The 18,627-nt window shown below is 72.4% G+C and carries 17 protein-coding genes and 1 pseudogene; 9 read left to right on the forward strand and 9 right to left on the reverse strand.

Annotation, left to right across the window (positions count from 1 at the left end; translation table 11 throughout):
• The 7 genes from LCG91_RS01260 to LCG91_RS01290 all read right to left on the reverse strand — a co-directional run bounded on the left by LCG91_RS01260 (window position 1) and on the right by LCG91_RS01290 (window position 7,235).
• Complete coding sequence (locus tag LCG91_RS01260) at window positions 1–357, reverse strand: cation:proton antiporter (RefSeq protein ID WP_082687439.1); 357 nt, start codon at window positions 355–357, stop codon at window positions 1–3.
• Window positions 354–695: a hypothetical protein gene (locus LCG91_RS01265; protein ID WP_058727488.1), complete on the reverse strand. Its 342-nt coding sequence runs from the start codon at window positions 693–695 to the stop codon at window positions 354–356. The genes LCG91_RS01260 and LCG91_RS01265 overlap by 4 nt, the downstream gene beginning before the upstream one ends.
• Window positions 692–1,273: a Na+/H+ antiporter subunit E gene (locus LCG91_RS01270; RefSeq protein WP_058749099.1), complete on the reverse strand. Its 582-nt coding sequence runs from the start codon at window positions 1,271–1,273 to the stop codon at window positions 692–694. The genes LCG91_RS01265 and LCG91_RS01270 overlap by 4 nt, the downstream gene beginning before the upstream one ends.
• Window positions 1,270–2,970, reverse strand: a complete 1,701-nt coding sequence (locus tag LCG91_RS01275; RefSeq protein WP_058749098.1) for a Na+/H+ antiporter subunit D — start codon at window positions 2,968–2,970, stop codon at window positions 1,270–1,272. Before LCG91_RS01275 ends, LCG91_RS01270 begins: the two co-directional genes overlap by 4 nt.
• Window positions 2,967–3,392, reverse strand: a complete 426-nt coding sequence (locus LCG91_RS01280; protein ID WP_058727491.1) for a Na(+)/H(+) antiporter subunit C — start codon at window positions 3,390–3,392, stop codon at window positions 2,967–2,969. Before LCG91_RS01280 ends, LCG91_RS01275 begins: the two co-directional genes overlap by 4 nt.
• Complete coding sequence (locus LCG91_RS01285) at window positions 3,389–6,319, reverse strand: Na+/H+ antiporter subunit A (RefSeq protein ID WP_224442225.1); 2,931 nt, start codon at window positions 6,317–6,319, stop codon at window positions 3,389–3,391. Before LCG91_RS01285 ends, LCG91_RS01280 begins: the two co-directional genes overlap by 4 nt.
• A 139-nt stretch (window positions 6,320–6,458) precedes the next feature.
• On the reverse strand, window positions 6,459–7,235 hold the full coding sequence (locus LCG91_RS01290; RefSeq protein WP_224442226.1) for an SDR family NAD(P)-dependent oxidoreductase: 777 nt from the start codon (window positions 7,233–7,235) through the stop codon (window positions 6,459–6,461).
• Window positions 7,236–7,305: 70 nt separating this feature from the next.
• Here LCG91_RS01290 and LCG91_RS01295 point away from each other — a divergent pair, with 70 nt between their 5' ends.
• The 6 genes and pseudogenes from LCG91_RS01295 (at window position 7,306) to LCG91_RS16450 (ending at window position 12,476) form a co-directional block, all read left to right on the forward strand.
• Window positions 7,306–8,025, forward strand: coding sequence for an SDR family oxidoreductase (locus LCG91_RS01295; protein WP_224442227.1), 720 nt, complete (start codon window positions 7,306–7,308; stop codon window positions 8,023–8,025).
• Window positions 8,022–8,708 (forward strand): FadR/GntR family transcriptional regulator, encoded by a 687-nt coding sequence (locus LCG91_RS01300; protein ID WP_058749095.1) that lies wholly within the window; start codon window positions 8,022–8,024, stop codon window positions 8,706–8,708. Before LCG91_RS01295 ends, LCG91_RS01300 begins: the two co-directional genes overlap by 4 nt.
• Before the next feature lie 36 nt (window positions 8,709–8,744).
• Entirely contained in the window at window positions 8,745–9,365 is a 621-nt protein-coding gene (locus LCG91_RS01305; RefSeq protein WP_224442228.1) for a DedA family protein, read from the forward strand.
• A 38-nt stretch (window positions 9,366–9,403) separates the two neighbouring features.
• A complete protein-coding gene (locus tag LCG91_RS01310; protein WP_224442229.1) occupies window positions 9,404–10,279 on the forward strand; it encodes an SMP-30/gluconolactonase/LRE family protein in 876 nt (291 codons plus the stop codon).
• A gap of 7 nt (window positions 10,280–10,286) precedes the next feature.
• Window positions 10,287–11,437 (forward strand): annotated as a pseudogene (gene rlmC, locus LCG91_RS01315) (23S rRNA (uracil(747)-C(5))-methyltransferase RlmC).
• Between the two features lie 361 nt (window positions 11,438–11,798).
• Window positions 11,799–12,476, forward strand: a complete 678-nt coding sequence (locus LCG91_RS16450; RefSeq protein ID WP_058749091.1) for a transglycosylase family protein — start codon at window positions 11,799–11,801, stop codon at window positions 12,474–12,476.
• A gap of 90 nt (window positions 12,477–12,566) precedes the next feature.
• Here LCG91_RS16450 and LCG91_RS01330 read toward each other — a convergent pair whose 3' ends face one another.
• The gene (locus tag LCG91_RS01330; protein WP_224442230.1) at window positions 12,567–13,664 is read right to left on the reverse strand and encodes an LCP family protein; all 1,098 of its coding nucleotides are present in this window, start codon (window positions 13,662–13,664) and stop codon (window positions 12,567–12,569) included.
• A gap of 68 nt (window positions 13,665–13,732) precedes the next feature.
• On the reverse strand, window positions 13,733–14,131 hold the full coding sequence (locus LCG91_RS01335) for a MarR family winged helix-turn-helix transcriptional regulator (protein ID WP_224442231.1): 399 nt from the start codon (window positions 14,129–14,131) through the stop codon (window positions 13,733–13,735).
• Between the two features lie 86 nt (window positions 14,132–14,217).
• Here LCG91_RS01335 and LCG91_RS01340 point away from each other — a divergent pair, with 86 nt between their 5' ends.
• The 3 genes from LCG91_RS01340 (at window position 14,218) to LCG91_RS01350 (ending at window position 18,622) form a co-directional block, all read left to right on the forward strand.
• Window positions 14,218–16,362, forward strand: a complete 2,145-nt coding sequence (locus LCG91_RS01340) for an MMPL family transporter (RefSeq protein ID WP_224442232.1) — start codon at window positions 14,218–14,220, stop codon at window positions 16,360–16,362.
• A 12-nt stretch (window positions 16,363–16,374) separates the two neighbouring features.
• A complete protein-coding gene (locus LCG91_RS01345) occupies window positions 16,375–17,025 on the forward strand; it encodes a GntR family transcriptional regulator (RefSeq protein WP_058727503.1) in 651 nt (216 codons plus the stop codon).
• A 100-nt stretch (window positions 17,026–17,125) separates the two neighbouring features.
• Window positions 17,126–18,622, forward strand: coding sequence for an LCP family protein (locus LCG91_RS01350; RefSeq protein WP_224442233.1), 1,497 nt, complete (start codon window positions 17,126–17,128; stop codon window positions 18,620–18,622).
• The last annotated feature ends 5 nt before the right edge of the window (window positions 18,623–18,627 follow it).

The raw sequence follows: 18,627 nt of genomic DNA on the forward strand, positions 1-18,627 counted from the left end.
TCAGTCCTCGGTGTCGTCGACCAGCAGGTCCTCGTGCCGGTAGTCGTTCGACCGCAGCCCGGCACGCGCGATCATGTGCGTCGACACCGGCACCAGGAAGAGCTGGAACACGAGCACCGGCAGCACCACCCAGAACGCCGTCCAGGTCCACACCGCCACGACGATCGCGGCCAGGGCGAGCGCGAGCCCGAGCACCTGCGGCTTCGCCATGGCGTGCAGCCGGACGAGCGGGTCCCGGAAGCGCACGATGCCGACGGCGGCGCCGAGGGACAGCGCCGCGGCGACCAGCATCAGGCCGAGGGCGATCCAGGCGCGCACACCGGCGCCGTCGACGAAGGACTCCAGGATCTCGATCACTTCGACTCCTCCTCCACCGCGTGCTCCGGCGTGGTCACGTCCGTGCCCTCGTCGGACGGGTCCGACGACGGCGTGACGATGCGCGCGACGGCGATGGTGGCGAAGACGCTCGTCGCCGCGATGACGACCAGCACGGGCACCGCGGTCAGGTCGCGCCGGATCACCATCGCGGCGGCGATCACGACGAGGGCGGTGGTCAGCACCATGTCGGATCCGATCATCCGGTCGAGGATCGTCGGCCCGCGCACGATCCTCCCGACGGCCAGCGCGAGCGTGGCGCCGAGCAGCACGAGCACCAGGGCGATCCCGACGGCCATGACGACGACCGCGGCGCTCACCGGGTCACCGCCGGCAGCGGCTCGGCGAGTTCGGAGACGTCCTGCTTCGATCCGATGGCGCGGATGACGAGCTCCTCGATGCGGGCGACCGTCCGTCGCTCCTGGTCGACCTGCTCAGGGCGCTCGGTGTCGAGCACGTGGATGAGCAGGCGTCGGCGGGGGAGGTCGACGTCGGCGACGTACGACCCGGGCACGAGGGAGATCGCCAGGGTGGCGAGGGTGAAGGTCATCTCCGACGTGGTGTGCAGCTGCACGAGCACGATCGAGCTCCGCCGGACGCCGCGTGGCCGGACTGCTGCCCAGGCCACCCGGAACGACGCGACGACCACGTGCCCGGCCCAGACCGCCAGGAACCACACGGCGCGAGGCAGCGAGAACCGCTTCGACAGGGGGACCGGCGGCAGCGGCAGCAGCTGCGTGACGAGGAGCGCGACGACCAGGCCGCACAGCAGCGTCAGGACGCTCCACGACCCCCACAGCAGTGCCCAGAGCACGGTCAGTCCGGCCACGAGCGGCACGTCGTACCGCCAGGCGACGGCGATCCGTCGGGCGTTGGTGATGCGGCGGGTGTCACTCATCGGGTACCCCCGTCCGTGCTGCCCAGGACCGCCTGCACGTACCGGGCGGGTGACTCCAGCGACTCGGCTGCGCGCGTCGCGTAGCCGTAGAGCGGACCGGCGACGACGGTCAGCGCGACCGACCCGAGGACCGCCACCGTCGTGACGGCGACGAGCATCCGCGGCAGCGGCGTGTGGACCGACGGCTCGACGGCTGCTGTCTGTCCCGTGGCCGGACTGGAGGCACTGCTCGCGTGCGCCGCGTCGGTGACGGTGGTCGAGCCTCCCGGGTGGTACGCCTCGCCCGTCTCCTCGGAGACGGTCAGCGGCGCCGGTTCCGGCGACCGCAGGTGCGCGTGCGGCTCGGCCGTGCTGGCGTGCGGGGCCGCCGCCTCGGCGGCGGGCTTCGGCCGCCAGAAGGCCGCGTCCCACACCCGCATCAGCGCGTACAGGGTCAGGAGGCTCGTGACCACCCCGGCACCGACCGTCACCCAGGCCATCGGGGAGCCGTCCTCGGCCGCGGCGCGGAACAGGCCCAGCTTGCCGATGAAGCCGGAGAACGGCGGGATGCCGCCGAGGTTGAAGGCCGGCACCAGGTAGAGCGCCGCGAGGAACGGGGCGGCCTTGAGCAGTCCGCCGAGCGACCGGGTCGACGTCGTCCCGCCGACGCGTTCCATCACCCCCGACACCAGGAACAGCGTCGTCTGCACGACGATGTGGTGCACCGTGTAGAACACGGCCGCGGCGGTGCCGACGACGGAGCCGAGGCCGACGCCCATCACCATGAAGCCGATGTGGCTGATGAGCGTGAAGGACAGCAGGCGTTTCACGTCGGTCTGCGACACGGCCCCGAGCACGCCGACGATCATCGTGAGCACGGCGACGACGAGCAGCACGGTGTTGAGCTGCGGTCGCGGGAAGATGATCGTCTCGAGACGGATGATCGCGTAGATGCCGACCTTGGTGAGCAGACCGGCGAACACCGCGGTGACCGGCGCCGGTGCGGTGGGGTAGGAGTCCGGCAGCCAGAACGCCAGCGGGAACACCGCCGCCTTGATGCCGAAGGCGATGAGCAGCATCGTGTGGAGCAGGAGCTGCACGTGCTCGGGGAGCCCGGCGACGCGCTCGGAGATCTGCGCGATGTTCACCGTGCCGGTCGCGCCGTAGACCAGGCCGATCGAGGCGAGGAACAGCGCCGAGGCGATCAGGCTCGTGATGATGTACGTCGTGCCGGCCCGGACGCGCTGCTCGCTGCCACCCAGGGTGATGAGCACGTAGCTCGCCACCAGGAGCATCTCGAAGGCGACGTAGAGGTTGAAGAGGTCGCCCGCGAGGAACGCGTCGAGCACGCCGGCCGCGAGCACGAGGTACGTCGGGTAGTAGATCGTGACGGGCGCGTCCTCGTCGTCGGCCGCGAGCCCCTGGCCGATCGAGAAGAGCAGGACGAGCAGGAGCACGCTCGCGCTCACGGTGAGGAGCAGCGCGCTCAACCGGTCGACCACGAGCGAGATGCCGTAGGGCGCTTGCCACCCGCCGACCTGCACGACGATGGTGCCGTGCTGGTCGACGAGCACCATGAGCGTGGCGGCGACGACCACGGCGACGGCGAGCACCGCGACCGTGATGGCGCGCTGGAGCTTCTGGTGCCGCAGCAGCCCGAGCGCGACGGCGGCGCCGAGCAGCGGGACGAGGACGAGCAGGGGGACGAGCCAGGTCATCGCGTGGCCTCCTCGTTCTGGGCTGCCTCGGGGTCGGTGTCGATCTCGGGGTCGTCGTCGGCGGGGTCGTCCTCGCGGTCCCGGCCGATGGCGGCGTCGGCCTCGTCGACCTCGACCTCGTCGGCACGGGACAGCTTCCAGGAGCGGTGGATGAGCGCGAGCAGGAACGCGCTCACCGCGAAGGTGATGACGATCGCGGTCAGGGCGAACGCCTGGGGGAGCGGGTCGGTGATGCCCTCCGACGAGCCGCCGATCGGGGGCTTGCCTGCGGCGCCGGACATGATGAGCAGCAGCAGGTTGAGCGAGTTGCCGAGCAGCAGGAACCCGAGCAGCATCCGTGTCAGCGAGCGTTCGAGCAGCAGGTACACACCGCACGAGAACAGCACCGCCATCGCGATGACCAGGACCAGGGTGATGGTCATACGGCACTCCCCTCCGGGGTCGAGGCGGCGGCGTTGTCGTGCGGGTCGTCCTCGGTCGTGTCCTGGACCCGTGCGCGGGAGTCCTCGAGGCGCTGGCGGTCGACCTCGGCACCCAGGCTGCGGAGGACGTCGAGCACGAGTCCGACCACGACCAGGTAGACGCCGATGTCGAAGAACGTCGCGGTGACGAACTCGACGTGGCCGAGCACGGGGACGTCGGCCTCGATGAACGAGGAGTACAACGCCTCCTTGCCGAAGAACAGCGGGACGATGGCGGTCGTGGCCGCGGTCGCGACGCCGAGCCCGAGCAGGCGTCCGGCGCGGACGGGCGCGGCGGCACCGAGCTCCGCGGGTCCACCGGCGAGGTACCGGCCGGCCAGTGCGATGCCCGCGACGAGTCCGCCGGCGAACCCGCCGCCCGCGGCGTTGTGCCCGGCGAAGAGCAGGTAGAGCGACAGCACGACGAGCCCGTGGAAGAGGAGGCGGACGACCACGTCGAGCAGCGCCGAGCGGCCGGTCGGGATCGCGGCGCTCGTCGGCAGCCACGCGCGGGGCTCGCCGTCCGGGCGGTGCTTGTCGCTGGTGACGCTCGCGGGCAGGTCGCGCAGTCGGGGCAGGGTGTCCTCGCGGGAGTCGAGGAAGATCAGGCTCGCGACGCCCGTGGCCGCAGCGACGACGACGGTCAGCTCGCCGAGCGTGTCCCAGCCGCGCAGGTCGACCAGGGCGACGTTCACGACGTTCAGGCCGTGCCCGAAGGACTTCGTGAGCGCCGGGATGTCGGGCCAGATCGGGGTGCTGTTCCGCGCCGAGGCGGCGACGACGACCACGATCGCCATCGTGACGCCGGCGAGTGCGGCGAACAGCGCCCGCACGATCCGGAAGCGGGACGGGTTCGCCGTGGCGATCCGCGGGGGGAGCCGGCGGAGCACCAGCACGAACGCGATGAGCGTGACGGTCTCGACGACGAGCTGGGTGAGCGCGAGGTCGACCGCCCCGTGCAGGACGAAGAGCACGGACATCCCGTACCCGGTGACCCCGACGAGCACCGCGGCGGCGAACCGGGTCTTCGCCGTCAGCACCCCGATCGCGGCGACGGCCATCACGGCGACCACCGGCACCTGGCCCCACGAGTCGGCGAAGCGCACGCGGAACGCCCACGGGCCGCCGAGCACCAGGTTCGCGAGCGCCCCGGCGACGAACACCGACAGGATGACGGTCAGGTAGTAGGGGAGCGAACCACGCTGGACCCCGGCGGTGAGTCCGGTCGCCAGTCGGTCGAGCCCGCGCATGGTCTTCCGGTAGGTGTCCGCCGCGCTCGGCGACCCGGAGAGCCGGTGCTGCAGGGCCTCGACCCGACGTCGTGCGAGGAAGAGGGCGACACCGCCGACCAGGGTGATCGCGGAGAGGCCGAGTGCCGGCTCGAGCCCGTGCCAGAGCGCCAGGTGCGGGACCTCGCCCTCGGGCAGCGCCGCAGCGGTCGCCGCGGGCTCGATGCCGTGTGCGACGACGGGCGTGAGCACACCCAGTGCCAGTCCGGCGACGGCGAGGACGGACGGGACGACGCCGAGTCCGTGCAGGCCGTGTGTCTCGGTGTCGGCCACCCCGGGCTTCCGTGCGAAGGTGCCCCAGAGGAAGCGGAGCGAGTAGGCGACGGTGAGGAGCGAGCCGAGGGTCACCCCGACGAGCGCGATCCACGCCCAGGCGGCCTGCGGACCGTGGAGTTCCTCGACGAAGCCGGTCAGGACGGCCTCCTTTGCGACGAACCCGATCGTCGGCGGGATGCCGGCCATCGACGCGAGCGCGAGGACGGCCACGACGGCGAGCCAGGGCATCCTCCGTCCGAGCCCGCTGAGCTTCCGCAGGTCACGCGTGCCCGTCACGTGGTCGACCGCGCCGACGACGAGGAAGAGCGTCGACTTGAACGTGGCGTGGGCGACGAGCAGGGCGACGCCGCCCAGGGCGACCGCCGGTGCGCCCCACCCCGCCGCGAGGACGAGGAACCCGAGCTGCGCGACCGTGCCGTAGGCGAGCAGCAGCTTGACGTCGGTCTGCCGCAGTGCCCGGTAGCCACCGATCAGCATCCCGAGCACGCCGAGCACCGTGATCGTCTCGCGCCAGCCGGTCAGCAGGGCGAAGGCCGGGGCCAGACGTGCGACCAGGTAGATGCCGGCCTTGACCATCGCGGCAGCGTGCAGGTACGCGCTGACCGGGGTCGGCGCGGCCATGGCTGCCGGGAGCCAGAAGTGGAACGGGACGATCGCCGACTTCGTCAGCGCGCCGAGGAGCACGAGGACGACCGCGACCGGCACGAGCGGTCCGGGCCGGTCGACGAGCTCCGGAGCCCGCGCGATGATGCCCGACAGGCTCGTGGTGCCCGCGGTGACCGACAGGGCGACGAGTCCGGCGAGCATCGCCAGCCCGCCGGCGGTCGTCACGACGAGGGCCTGCATCGCGGCGGCCCGGCTCGCACGCTTGTCGGCGTCCTGGCCGATGAGCAGGTACGAGAAGACCGTCGTGGCCTCCCACAGCACGAAGAGCACGATCACGTCGTCGGCGACGACCAGGCCGTACATCGACCCGGCGAAGGCCGTCAGGACGGACGCGAACCGTCCGAGCCCGGGCTCGTCCCGCCCGAAGTACGACGCGCAGTAGACGAGCACGAGCGCCCCGACGACCGAGACGACCAGGGCGAGCACCCACGACAGGGCGTCCATCCGCAGGGACAGGGCCAGGTCGAGCTGCGGGATCCACTGCCACCGACTCGTGACCCCGCCGCCGTGCAGGGCGGTGTCGGTCTGCGCGACGGTCAGCACCGCGGCGGCGGCGGGTGCGAGGGCGGCGAGGTAGAAGACGCGGCGACCCATCAACGGGGTCAGGGCGGGGACGATCAGGGCGACGATCGCGAACGCGACGAGGACGGAGACCATCGGGCACCTCCTCGGGGTCGGGCTGCAGTCCGGCTCACTGGGCCCTCACAGCCTACGGAATGAGGGATGACAGGTTCCTGAACGCCCGGACAGGCACGCTCGTCCGAGCCGGCTCCTCCACTCTGCTCCGCACCCGACCTCAGCGACCGTGCGCCCGTGCCGGGATCTGCGTCGCGAGCTTGCCACCGGACACGTCGAGGAGCGTCCCCGTGACGTAGGCGGAGGCGTCGCTCGCCAGGAAGACCAGCAGGTCGGCGACGTCGTCCGGCGTCTCCCACCGCCGGAGCGACAGCGTGTCGAGCAGGCGGTCCTGGTCGGCCTGCGGCATCTCGGCGAACCCGTTCATGGCGGTCGGCACCATCCCGGGCGCGTAGGCGTTCACGGTGATGCCCCACGGGCCGAGCTCCGACGCCAGCACCCGCGTGAAGGAGACCACCGCGGCCTTCGACGCCGCGTACGCCGCACTCCCGACGCTCGGCACGATGGCCGCGAACGACGCCGCGTTGACGATCCTCCCGCGTCCGGCGGCCTGCATCACCGGCGCGACCGCCTGACTGACCAGGAAGGTCCCGCCGAGGTTGACGTCCATGCACCGTCGCCACTCGTCCCACCCGAGCTCGGCGACGGTCCCGGTGACGTTGATGCCCGCGTTGTTGACGAGCACGTCGATCGTCCCGTGCCGGCGCACCACCTCGTCCACGGCGGCCCGGACGGAGCCGGGAGCGGCGACGTCGCACGCGATCCGGTCGACGATCGGTGCGGCGTCGACGTCGTCGACGGCGTCGCCGTCGTCGAAGGCGAGGTCGAACGCGACGACCCGGCACCCCTCGGCGGCGAAGCGTGCGGCGAGGGTCCGGCCGATGCCCCTGCCGGCGCCGGTGACGACCACAACGCGGTCGGTCAGGTCGAGGTGCATCGTCGCTCCCGTCGTCGGTGTGCTCCGGCAACGGGGGCACCCGTGCCTCGAATCGTCATACTATTCGAGCATGACGGCGAAGGTGCTCTGGATCACGGGTGGCGGCAGCGGCATGGGAGCGGCCAGCGCGGTCGCCGCAGGCCGCGACGGATGGACGGTCGTGCTCAGCGGTCGTCGGCGGGACCGACTCGACCAGGTCGCGGACGAGGTCCGAGCGGCCGGCGGGACGGTGGACGTGCTGCCGCTCGACGTGACGGACGCCGGAGCCGTGTCGGTCGCGCGTGACGCGGTGCTCGAGCGGCACGGGCGGATCGACGGCCTGGTGCTCGCCGCGGGGCTGAACGCGCCGGCGCGACGGTGGGCCGACCAGTCGCTCGCCGACGTCAGGGCCGTCCTCGACACGAACACGACGGCGGTGGTGACGGTCGTCGACGCAGTGCTGCCGGCGCTCCGGCAGTCGGGCGGCGTGGTCGTGGTGGTGTCGTCGTACGCGGGCTGGTCCTTCCAGCCGGGTGCCGGTGTCGCGTACTCGGCGAGCAAGACCGCACTCGGCTCGATCGTCCGGACGCTCAACCAGCAGGAGGCCGAGCACGGCGTGCGCGCCACCCACCTGTGCCCGGGCGACGTCGCCACGGACTTCCTCGACCAGCGGCCCGAGGTCCCCGACGCGGCGGCCCGTGCACGGATGCTGCAGCCCGAGGACGTCGGCCGGACCGTCGTCTTCGTGCTCGGGCAGCGGGCGCACGTGCGGATCGACGAGCTGGTCCTGTCGCCCGTCGCGCAGCGGTGACGAGCGCCTTCGACCGGGTGCTCGACGGGATCGGCACCGCCGTCGTCACCGGTACCTTCGCCCCGGGCAGCCGCCGGAGCACGGACGACCTGGTCGCGTGGTCGGGCGCGAGCCGCAGCATCGTGCGCGAGGCCGTCCGGGTCCTCGTCGCCCTCGGCATGCTCCGTGCCCGGCCCCGGGTCGGCGTGGTCGTCGCGCACCCCGCCGACTGGGACGTCCTCGATCCACGGGTCGTCCGCTGGCGCCTCCAGGGACCGGACGCCGCGCGGGTGTCCGCCGAGCTCCGCGAGCTGCGGACCGCCGTGGAGCCGGAAGCCGCCGCTGCAGCCGCCCGACGAGCTCCCCTCGACGAGTGCGCGGCCCGCCGGGAGGCGCTGCTCGCCACCGCGGACGAGCTCGCGTCCGCCGCGGCCGAGGACCGCCGCCTCGACTTCACCATCGCGGACATCCGGCTGCACGCCCTCGTGCTGGACCTGTCCGGCAACGCGCTGTACCGACGACTGCACCGGGTGGTCGGGGAGGCGCTCCGTGAGCGCGGCAGCATCCGTCCGGACCGCCACGACGTCGGACTCCACCGCACGCTCGCGCAGGCGGTCGCCGGCGGTCGACCGGACGAGGCCGCCGACGTGATGCGCGAGATCGTGCGACGGACCGAGCACCGACCGGACCCCGACCTGGGATGATCGAGGTCGACGCGCCCGCGTCGACGGAGGTGACCGGTGGACGCAGCGCAGGAGACGGTGCTCCAGCTCGTCGGCACGCCCTGGGCGTTCCTCGTCGTCGGGCTGGTGCTCGCCGTCGGCAGCGTCGCGGTCTTCCTGCCGAGCCAGGCGCTCGTCGTGGCGATCGGCACGCTGCTCGTCGGGGGTGACGGCGGCCTCCTGCCGGTGCTCGTCCTCGTGGTGGCGGCGACGATCGGCATGGTGCTCGGCGACGTCGCGCTCTGGCACCTGGCGCGGACCGTCGACCTCGGATCGCGGTCGTGGTTCAGCCGCCCGAAGGTCCGCAGGGCGCGCGAGTCGATCGACGCCCGGTACCGGAAGGCCCCCGGGCGCATCGCCGTCCTCGGTCGGTTCATCCCGATGGGTCGGCTCACCACGAACCTGGTCGGTGCCGACAGCGGGCTCGACCTCCGGCGCTTCCTGGTCACCTGCCTCGTCGCCGACGTCGTCTGGGCCGCCTACTGCGTGGGCATCGCCGCCGCCACCGGGAGCTGGAGTCGCGACCAGCCCTTCCTGGTGACGGCGCTCGCGGTCGTGGCCTCGATCCTGCTCGGCCTCGCGATCTCGGCGGTCGAGAAGGCCGTGCGGCGTCGCGCCGAGGGCGCTGCGGTCGCCTGACGCCGTAGCGTGGGGGCACCGTCCGAAGGAGGACCCCCGTGCCGAGCCTCACCGACCTCGTCCCCGATCGCGATGCGATCGAGCGCATCGCGACGGGCAGCACCTGGGCCGAGGGACCGTGCTGGATCCCGTCGAGTCGCACGCTGCGGTGGTCGGACATCCCGGGCGACCGGATCCTCCAGTGGGACCAGGAGTCCGGCGGGACGACGGTGTACGCGTCGGGTGTCGAGTACACGAACGGCCGCACCCTCGACCGTGACGGGTCCGTCGTGCAGTGCTCGCACGGCCGGCGCCGGGTCGAGCGCGACCGGGACGGCGTCGTCGAACCGGTCGTCGACGCCTGGGCGGACGTGCGGTTGAACTCGCCGAACGACGTCGTCGTCGCGCGGGACGGCTCGATCTGGTTCACCGACCCGGCGTACGGGATCACGCAGCCACGCGAGGGGCACCCGGGGGAGCGGGAGTACGGCGACCACTGGGTGTTCCGGTGCGGCCCGGACGGTCAGGACCTGCGTCCCGTGGTGCTCGACGTCGAGGAGCCGAACGGCATCGCCTTCTCGCCCGACGGACGGACGCTCTACGTGGCGAGCTCGTCGGCGCACGAACCGGTCGTCCGCGCGTACGACGTCGACGGGACGCGGGTGAAGAACGGCCGCGTGTTCGTCCGGCTCGACCAGGGCGAGGGGGTCCCGGACGGCATCCGCGTCGACGTCGACGGCAACCTGTGGTCCTCGACGCACCGGGGTGTGACGGTGTCCGCGCCCGACGGCACCCGCATCGGGGACGTCCCCGTGCCGGAGGTCGTCTCGAACCTCTGCTTCGGCGGTGACGACGGCACGACCCTGTTCGTCACCGCGACGACCTCGCTGTACCGCATCGCGACCACGACCCGGGACGCCGCTGCCGTATCCTGAGCCGGCCATGCAGTGCGACTACTTCGACCGGGGGTGTGCCGGTCGTGCACGCTCATGGGCCAGCCCTACGGCGACCAGGTGCTCGACAAGGAGATCCGGACGCGCGAACTCCTGCACGACGCCGTCGAGGCCGCGGGTGGTGCCGGCGCCGTGGAGTGGCTGCCCGCGATCACCAGCCCGGAGTCCGGCTACCGGAACAAGGCGAAGATGGTGGTCGGCGGCACCGTGCAGCGTCCCACGGTGGGGATCCTCGACCACCGGCAGCGCGGCGTCGACCTGCGGCACTGCGGCATCTGCAAGCCGGGCATCCAGCGGGCGCTCCCGGTCCTGGCGGACTTCATCGCCGACGCCGGGCTGATCCCGTACGACGTCGCCGCTCGTCGCGGGGAGCTGAAGTTCGTGCTCGTGACCGAGTCCCCGGACGGCGAGCTCATGGTGCGCTTCGTGCTGCGCTCCGAGGGACAACTGCCCCGGCTGCGCGAGCACCTCGACGACCTGCGACGGGTGCTGCCCGAGGCGGTCGTGGTCACCGCGAACCTGCTGCCGGAGCACAAGGCGGTGACGGAGGGCGAGCGCGAGGTCGTGCTGACCGAGCAGGAGACGCTGCCGATGCGCTTCGACCGCGTCACGATGCACCTGCGTCCCCAGAGCTTCTTCCAGACGAACACGAGCGTCGCGAGCCAGCTGTACGACCAGGCCGCGGCGTGGATCGACGAGGTCGCACCGGCATCGATGTGGGACCTGTACTGCGGGGTCGGCGGCTTCGCCCTGCACGCCGCGCGCCCCGGTCGTGCCGTGACCGGGGTCGAGACCAGCCGCGAGGCCATCCGGTCCGCAAAGCAGTCCGCGCGGGAGGCCGGGCTGACCGACCTCCGCTTCGCCGCCGACGACGCGACCGAGCACGCCCTCCGTGCGCGGCCGGACGCGCTGCCCGAGCTGGTCGTCGTGAACCCGCCCCGCCGGGGCATCGGCGAGACGCTCGCGACCTGGCTCGAGGAGTCCGACGTCGACCACGTCGTGTACTCGAGCTGCAATCCGGTCACCCTCGCGAAGGACCTCGCGCGCATGCCGTCGCTCCGTCTGCGGCGGGCGCGCGTGCTCGACATGTTCCCCCAGACCGGTCACCTGGAGGCCGTGACGCTGCTTTCCAGGCGCTGACCAGGACGCGACCAGGCGGCGGTCGGGAGGCTCGCGGCCAGGCCGCCGTCCGCCTCCCGGCCGCAGCATTGCCAGGAAACTGCCAAGGTGACGTACCCGGGTACAGACCGATCTGCGCGCCCATGGTGATCGGGGCACTCAGGAAAGCCGGTGGGGGACATAGCACTCACGGGTAGAACCCATTGTCTCGGTTTGATAACAGTCACGGATTTCCTATGGTTGCCGACCAGCGCCACCGGCACGAGACCACTGCCCCCGGCGGCGCACCCCACGACACGACCGCGATCGGTCGGGACGGGCAGTGGCGACCGGGTCCGCTCAGGCGGGCCCCGGGTCCGTGGTCCCGGTGGAGCGATCAACCATGAAGAAGCTTTCCCGTACCCGCACCATCGTCGGTGGCCTGGCGTTCGCCGGCATCGCCGCGACCGGTGTCGGCCTCGCGGCAGCGCCCGCGAACGCAGCGTCCGGCTCGACCTGGGACGCCCTCGCGCAGTGCGAGTCCGGCGGCAACTGGGCCATCAACACCGGCAACGGCTACTACGGTGGCCTGCAGTTCAACCTCGGCACCTGGCAGGCGCACGGCGGCACCGGCAACCCGGCCTCCGCGAGCCGCGAGGCCCAGATCGCCGTCGCGGAGCGCGTCCTCGCCTCGCAGGGCTGGGGCGCATGGCCCGCCTGCTCCGCGAAGCTCGGTCTGAGCGGGACGACCGGCGCCGCACCGCAGGCCGCGGCTCCGGCTCCGGCTGCACCGCAGCAGGCCGCGCCGAAGGCGACCACGCCGGCCGCCCCGAAGGCGACCACGCAGGCTGCTCCGAAGGCGACCACGCCGGCGGCGCCGAAGGCTGCCGTGTCGAGCAAGCCGGCCGCCGTGCCGACCAGCGGCAAGACGTACACGATCCAGTCGGGCGACACACTCGACCAGATCGCGACGAAGCTGAACATCGACGGTGGCTACATGAAGCTCTGGGCCGCGAACACGTCGACCATCGACGACGCGAACCTGATCTACGCCGGCCAGGAGCTCCAGCTCCCCGCCTGATCGACCTCCCGATCCGACGAGACCCCCGTGGCACACGTGCCGCGGGGGTCTCGTGTCGTGCGTCTCGTGTGACGGGTCTCCTGGGCGCGTCTATCGCGGTCGGGTGTCGAGCCACTGCTGCAGGTCGTCTGATCGCAGCGCTGTGGAGATCGCCGCGCGGTCGTGCTCGTCGAGCCGGACGAAGGACTGCCCGTCCGGGGTGGTCCCGCCGCCCGCGGTCGGCATCGTGAACGTGACGAGGTCGTCCGGCCGGACCCCGCGCAGCGACCACCCGAGGCGGGCGATCGTCGTGGCGTCGAGGCCGGGGTCGACCGCGAGGTGCTCACTGGTCGCGGTGACGAACTCCTGCAGTCGGCCCGGGTTCGTCAGGGTGCGGCGGGAGACGACCTGGTCGAACACCCCGCGCAGGAACGCTTGCTGGTTCCGCACGCGGGTGTGGTCGGCGTCGGCGAAGGCGTACCGCTCCCGCACGAACGCCAGGGCCTGTTCGCCGTCGAGCCGGTTCGCGCCGCGGACGAAGTGGTGGCCCCGTGCGGTGAAGTCCTGCGGGGACTGCACCGTCACCCCGCCCAGCGCGTCCGTCATGCCCTCGAACCCGGCGAGGTCGATCTCGGCGACGTGGTCGATCCGCACGTCGAGCAGCTGCTCCACCGTCTGCACCGTGAGCGGGTCACCGCCCCACGAGTACGCGGCGTTGATCTTCGCCTGGCCGTGGCCCGGGACGTCGACCCACGAGTCGCGCATGATCGACATGAGGTAGACGTGCCGGCGGTCGGCCGGGACGTGGGCGAGCATCAGCGTGTCCGACCGTCCCCCCGCAGCGTGGTCGCCGTCGGGATCGAGGCCGGAGCGGGAGTCCGACCCGATGAGCAGGATGTTCTCGGCCCCGCTCGACGGCGCAGGTCGGTCGCCGACGGGGAACGGTTCGGGGATCGCCTCGGCGTGGGTGTCGAAGCTCCGGGCCAGGCTGCCGACGAAGGCCGCCGCGACGACCGCGAGCACGGTGGCGACACCGGCCAGGGCACCGAGCGTGGAGAGCAGCGCGACGAGCGCCGGGCGCTTCCTGCGGGCCGACGCCCGAGCGCGCTTCGCCGCTGCTCGCGCTTCGGCTGCTGCTGCCTTCGCGGCGGCTCTCGATTCGGCTGCTGCTGCTTCCGCCGCAGCTCGTGCGGCGCGACGCTCGGACATCGGGACTCCTGCGGATCGGGTCGGCCCTGCGCCGACCCGAGGAGTCTAGTGCATGTGGTATTTCAATGTCACGAGCGGTGGAGGACGTCGGTGAGGCGCTGCCGCAGCTCGACGTCCTCCGGCAGGACCTCTCGCTCGATGTGCTGCGCGGTCTCCCACGCCCGACGCCCTTCGTCGGTGACGGTCACCACGCGTCGCCGACGGTCCTCCGGGTGCGACGTCCGCTCGACCAGGCCGTCCCGCTCGGCGCGCTCGAGTGTCCGGGACATCGTCTGCGGCTGGACGCGCGCGGTCCTGGCGAGGGTGTCGGCGCCCGTCGGGCCGGTCCGCAGCAGGATGTCGATCGCGACGAGGGCTGCGTGCGTCAAGCCGACCGCCCGGAGTCGTTCGTCCCACTCGCGTTCGACGGCACGCGCGGCGGCGGAGAGCAGGCGTCCGAGGGGCCACTGCTCCGCGGGTTCGTGCATGGTGGGGAGTCTACGGGCGCGACTCCGAGGCGAGCCGCTCCCGGGCAGATAGACAGCATGCTGATGATCGGTGTACGCTCGCCGACGTGCCCCGGTTCCTCCGAGTCGTCCTGCCCGCCCTCGTCATCCTCGCCTGGCTCGTCGTGGCCGGGATCGGCGGTCCCGTCTTCGGCAAGATCTCCGAGGTCGCCACGAACGACCAGACGTCCTTCCTGCCGGCGTCGGCGGACGCGACGCGGGTGCAGGAACGCGCCGCGGAGTTCCGACAGGCGTCCGGGGCGCCGGCGATCGTCGTGCTCGAGCGCGACGGGGGGCTGACGCGCGACGACCTCGCGGCGGCCGACCGGATCGCCGAGGACCTCGGTGCACGGGACGACGTCCAGGGCACGAGTCCGGTGATCCCGAGCGAGGACGGCGACGCGGCCGAGATCGTCGCGACGCTGACCGAGGGTGCGGACACCGGGGACGCGGTCACGGCGATCCGGACCACGGTGGACGACGCGCTGCCCGCCGGCGTCGCGGGGTACGTCACCGGACCGGCGGGCTTCACGGCCGACCTGACCGAGGCGTTCGCGGGCATCGACGGCCTGCTGCTCGGGGTGGCGCTGGCCGCGGTGTTCGTCATCCTGGTCGTGGTCTACCGTTCGCCGCTGCTGCCGTTCCTGGTGCTCGGCACGGCGACCTTCGCCCTGTGCGCCTCGATCCTCGTCGTGTACGCGCTGGCGAAGGCCGGCGTGGTGACCGTCAACGGGCAGGTGCAGGGCATCCTGTCGATCCTGGTCATCGGCGCCGCGACCGACTACGCGCTCCTCTACACGGCGCGCTACCGCGAGGCGCTCCGAGCGCACCGCACCGGCTGGGAGGCCACGCGGTCTGCCCTCCGCGGGGCGTTCGAGCCGATCGTCGCCTCGGGCGGCACCGTCATCGTCGGCGTGCTCTGCCTGCTCCTGTCGGACCTGAACTCGAACAAGGCGCTCGGTCCGGTGGCGGCGATCGGGATCGCGTTCAGCCTGCTCGCCGCACTCACCCTGCTCCCCGCCCTGCTGCTGGCGTTCCGACGGGCGGCGTTCTGGCCGCTGCGACCGGCGTTCGGCTCCAGAGACCGCCCGACGACCGGTCCGGACGCGACCGGACTGTGGGCGCGGGTCGGGCGTCTCGTCGCGCGACGGTCCCGGACGGTCTGGATCGTCTGCACCGTGGCGCTCCTGGCGATGGGCAGCGGACTGGTCGGGCTCCGGGCCGACGGCGTGCCGCAGAGCGACCTGGTGATCGGGGCGTCCCAGGCCCGGGACGGCCAGCGCGTCCTCGCTGACCACTTCCCCGGTGGGTCCGGCAGCCCGGCGCAGGTGATCGGCGCCGAGCGGGACCTGGACGCCCTCGTCGACGCGGTCCGCTCGGTCCGCGGGGTCGACGGCGTGGTCGCCGCCTCGACCGGTTCGCCGTCGGGCACGGTCGCCGTCGGCGAGGACGTCGGCGCCGGGGACGCCGGCGCCGGGGACGCCACGGCCGCGGCGGCGCCGACGGTGTCGCGTGGCGACGTCCTGCTCGAGGTGACCCTCGCCGACCCCGCCGACTCCGCCGCCGCCGAGCAGACCGTCCGCGACCTCCGCGCCGCCGTCGAGCGGGTCGACCCCGAGGCGGTCGTCGGTGGTGTCACCGCCACCGCCGTCGACACGAACGACACGGGGATCCGGGACCGGTCGGTCATCATCCCCGTGGTGCTGGCCGTGATCCTGCTGATCCTCGTGCTGCTGCTCCGCAGCGTGGTGGCCCCGCTCGTGCTCGTCGGCAGCGTCGTCGTGTCCTTCGCAGCCGCGCTCGGTGTCGGTGCACTGGTGTTCGACCACGTCCTCCGGTTCCCCGGGGCCGACCCGTCCGTGCCGCTGTACGCGTTCGTGTTCCTCGTCGCGCTCGGGGTGGACTACAACATCTTCCTCATGACCCGTGTGCGCGAGGAGTCGCTGCGGCACGGTCCGCGGGAGGGCGTGCTCCGCGGGCTCGCGGCGACCGGTGGCGTGATCACCTCGGCGGGCATCGTCCTGGCGGCGACCTTCGCGGCGCTCGGCGTCATCCCGATCCTGTTCCTGGCACAGATCGCCTTCGTGGTGGCGTTCGGTGTGCTGCTCGACACGGTCGTGGTCCGGTCCCTGCTCGTCCCCGCGCTCGTGATCGACCTGGGACGGCGGGCGTGGTGGCCGTCGCGCCTCTCGCGCGCAGCCCGTCACATGTGACACGCTGGTGACATGCCAGTCCCCTCCACGCAGCCGGCCGCCGAGCGCAAGCTCCTCCGTGACACCGTGCAGGACAAGATCCGCGACGCGATCATGGACGGCACGCTCGAGCCCGGTGAACGGCTGAACGACGACGACCTCATCGCGTGGCTCGGCGTCTCGCGGACCCCGATCCGCGAGGCACTGGCGGAACTCGCCCGAGCCGGACTGATCGAGATGGCGCCGAACCGCTACACGCGCGTCGCCGCCCCGACCAAGGACGAACTGCTCGACGCGTACCGAACGCTCGGCGTCATCTACGGCGGTGTCGTCCGGTTGGCCGTCCCGCGGTTCTCGGACGCCGAACGCGAGCGGGTCCTCGGGGTGCTCGACGACGTCCTGGCGCGTCTCGACGCCGATCAGCAGGCCGAGGTCGCACGCGAGGGTGCGGACATCTACTCGATGTGGGCCGACGCCTGCGGCAACGCCGCGCTCGCCCAGCTGTGCCGCTCGACCACGGACGGCCTCGCGTTCCGGCTCCGGGTCCCCGAGCTCGCCGAGCTCGTCCCCACCGACGTGGTGCGCCCCGAGCTCGTGAAGCTCCGCGCCGCGGTCGCCGCGGGCGAGCCCATCGCCGCCGAGCTCGCGATGGAGGCGATCCACCTCCTGCCGACGCGGGACTGAGCGGGTCCCTCGGGCCGGCCAGGCCCCGCACGTACAGCGTCGACCGGGAACCCCCAGGGATCTCCCTGTCCGATCCACGCTGTGCCGTTATGGTTTCCGGGTGAGCATCGAACCCGAGCAGACGACGCGCCGTGCCCGCCGCGGCCACGTGCCGCCGCGCCACGGGCGCCAGAAGCGCGGAGGCGGGGTGGTCCTGCCGGCGGTCGCGGGCGTGCTCGCCATGGGGCTCGCGCTGACCGGCGGCTACGTCGCGTTCGCGTACACGAGCCTGAACAACGGCGTGACGAAGATCGATGCGATCAGCCCGCGGTCGGACGACGACGGTGACGACGTGGACGGCCAGGCGCAGAACATCCTGCTCGTCGGTGACGACCACCGCCCGGACAACGCGACGCCGGAGGAGATGGCGGAGCTGAGCACCGAGTCCGACGGCGGCGCGACCAACACCGACACGATGATCGTCCTGCACATCAACGCCGACGGGACCCAGGCGACGATGATCTCGTTCCCGCGCGACTCGTACGTCTCGATCCCCGGCGTCGGCAAGGGCAAGCTCAACAGTGCGTTCTACTACGGCACCCTCAACGGGGGCGGCGACACCGGCGGCGCGAAACTGCTCATCCAGACGATCCAGGACCTCAGCGGCCTGACGATCGACCACTACGTCCGGGTGTCGCTGCTCGGCTTCTACCAGGTGGTCAAGGAGCTCGGGCCGGTCGAGGTCTGCCTGAACAACCCGGTGAAGGACCCGTACTCCGGCGTCGACCTGCCGGCGGGCACGTCGGAGTTGGATGCCAAGCAGGCACTCTCCTTCGTCCGCCAGCGGCACGGGCTGCCGAACGGCGACCTCGACCGCAACGTGCGTCAGCAGTACTTCCTGTCGCAGGAGGCCCGCAAGGTGCTCTCCGCCGGCACCCTGCTCAACCCGATCAAGATGAACAACATCCTCAGCGCCGTCGGTGGCTCGATCCAGACGGACACCGACCTGGTCTCCCTCGCGACGCAGATGCGGAACCTGCGGCCCGGCAACATCCAGTCGGCGACGATCCCGACGCTCGGCACCCCGACCATCTCGACGAGGTCGGGCCCGCTCTCCATCGTCGAGGTCGACACCGTCGGCCTCCCCGCCTTCGTGCAGGGCCTGGTGGGTGAACCGGAGGAGTACACGAAGGCAACGGCCGCCGAGCCTGCAGCGACGACCGTGACCGTGCTCAACGGCAGCGGGGTATCGGGCGCCGCCGCGACCGCCACCGCGAACCTGACCGCGCGCGGGTTCCAGGTCGGGACGCCCGGTTCGTCGGACACGACGCAGAAGACCCAGGTGCAGTACCCCGCCGGACAGGAGGCGCAGGCCAAGGCCGTCGCGGCGGTGGTGCCCGGAGCGGTCGCCGTGCGGTCCGCCTCGGTCACCGGCGTCACGCTCGTCCTCGGGTCCGACGGTGTCACCGTCACCGCGCCGGCCACGCCCGGCGACGCCGCCCCGGCCCCGGCCGAGGAGTCGCCCACGGCCGAGGCGTCGCAGCCGACGGAGCCGGAGCCCGCGCCGAGTTCGACGGACGTGAAGAACTACGGTCAGGAAGGCGTCTGCATCAACTGACAGAC

The sequence above is a fragment of the Curtobacterium sp. TXMA1 genome (assembly GCF_020162095.1).
GTDB lineage: Bacteria > Actinomycetota > Actinomycetes > Actinomycetales > Microbacteriaceae > Curtobacterium.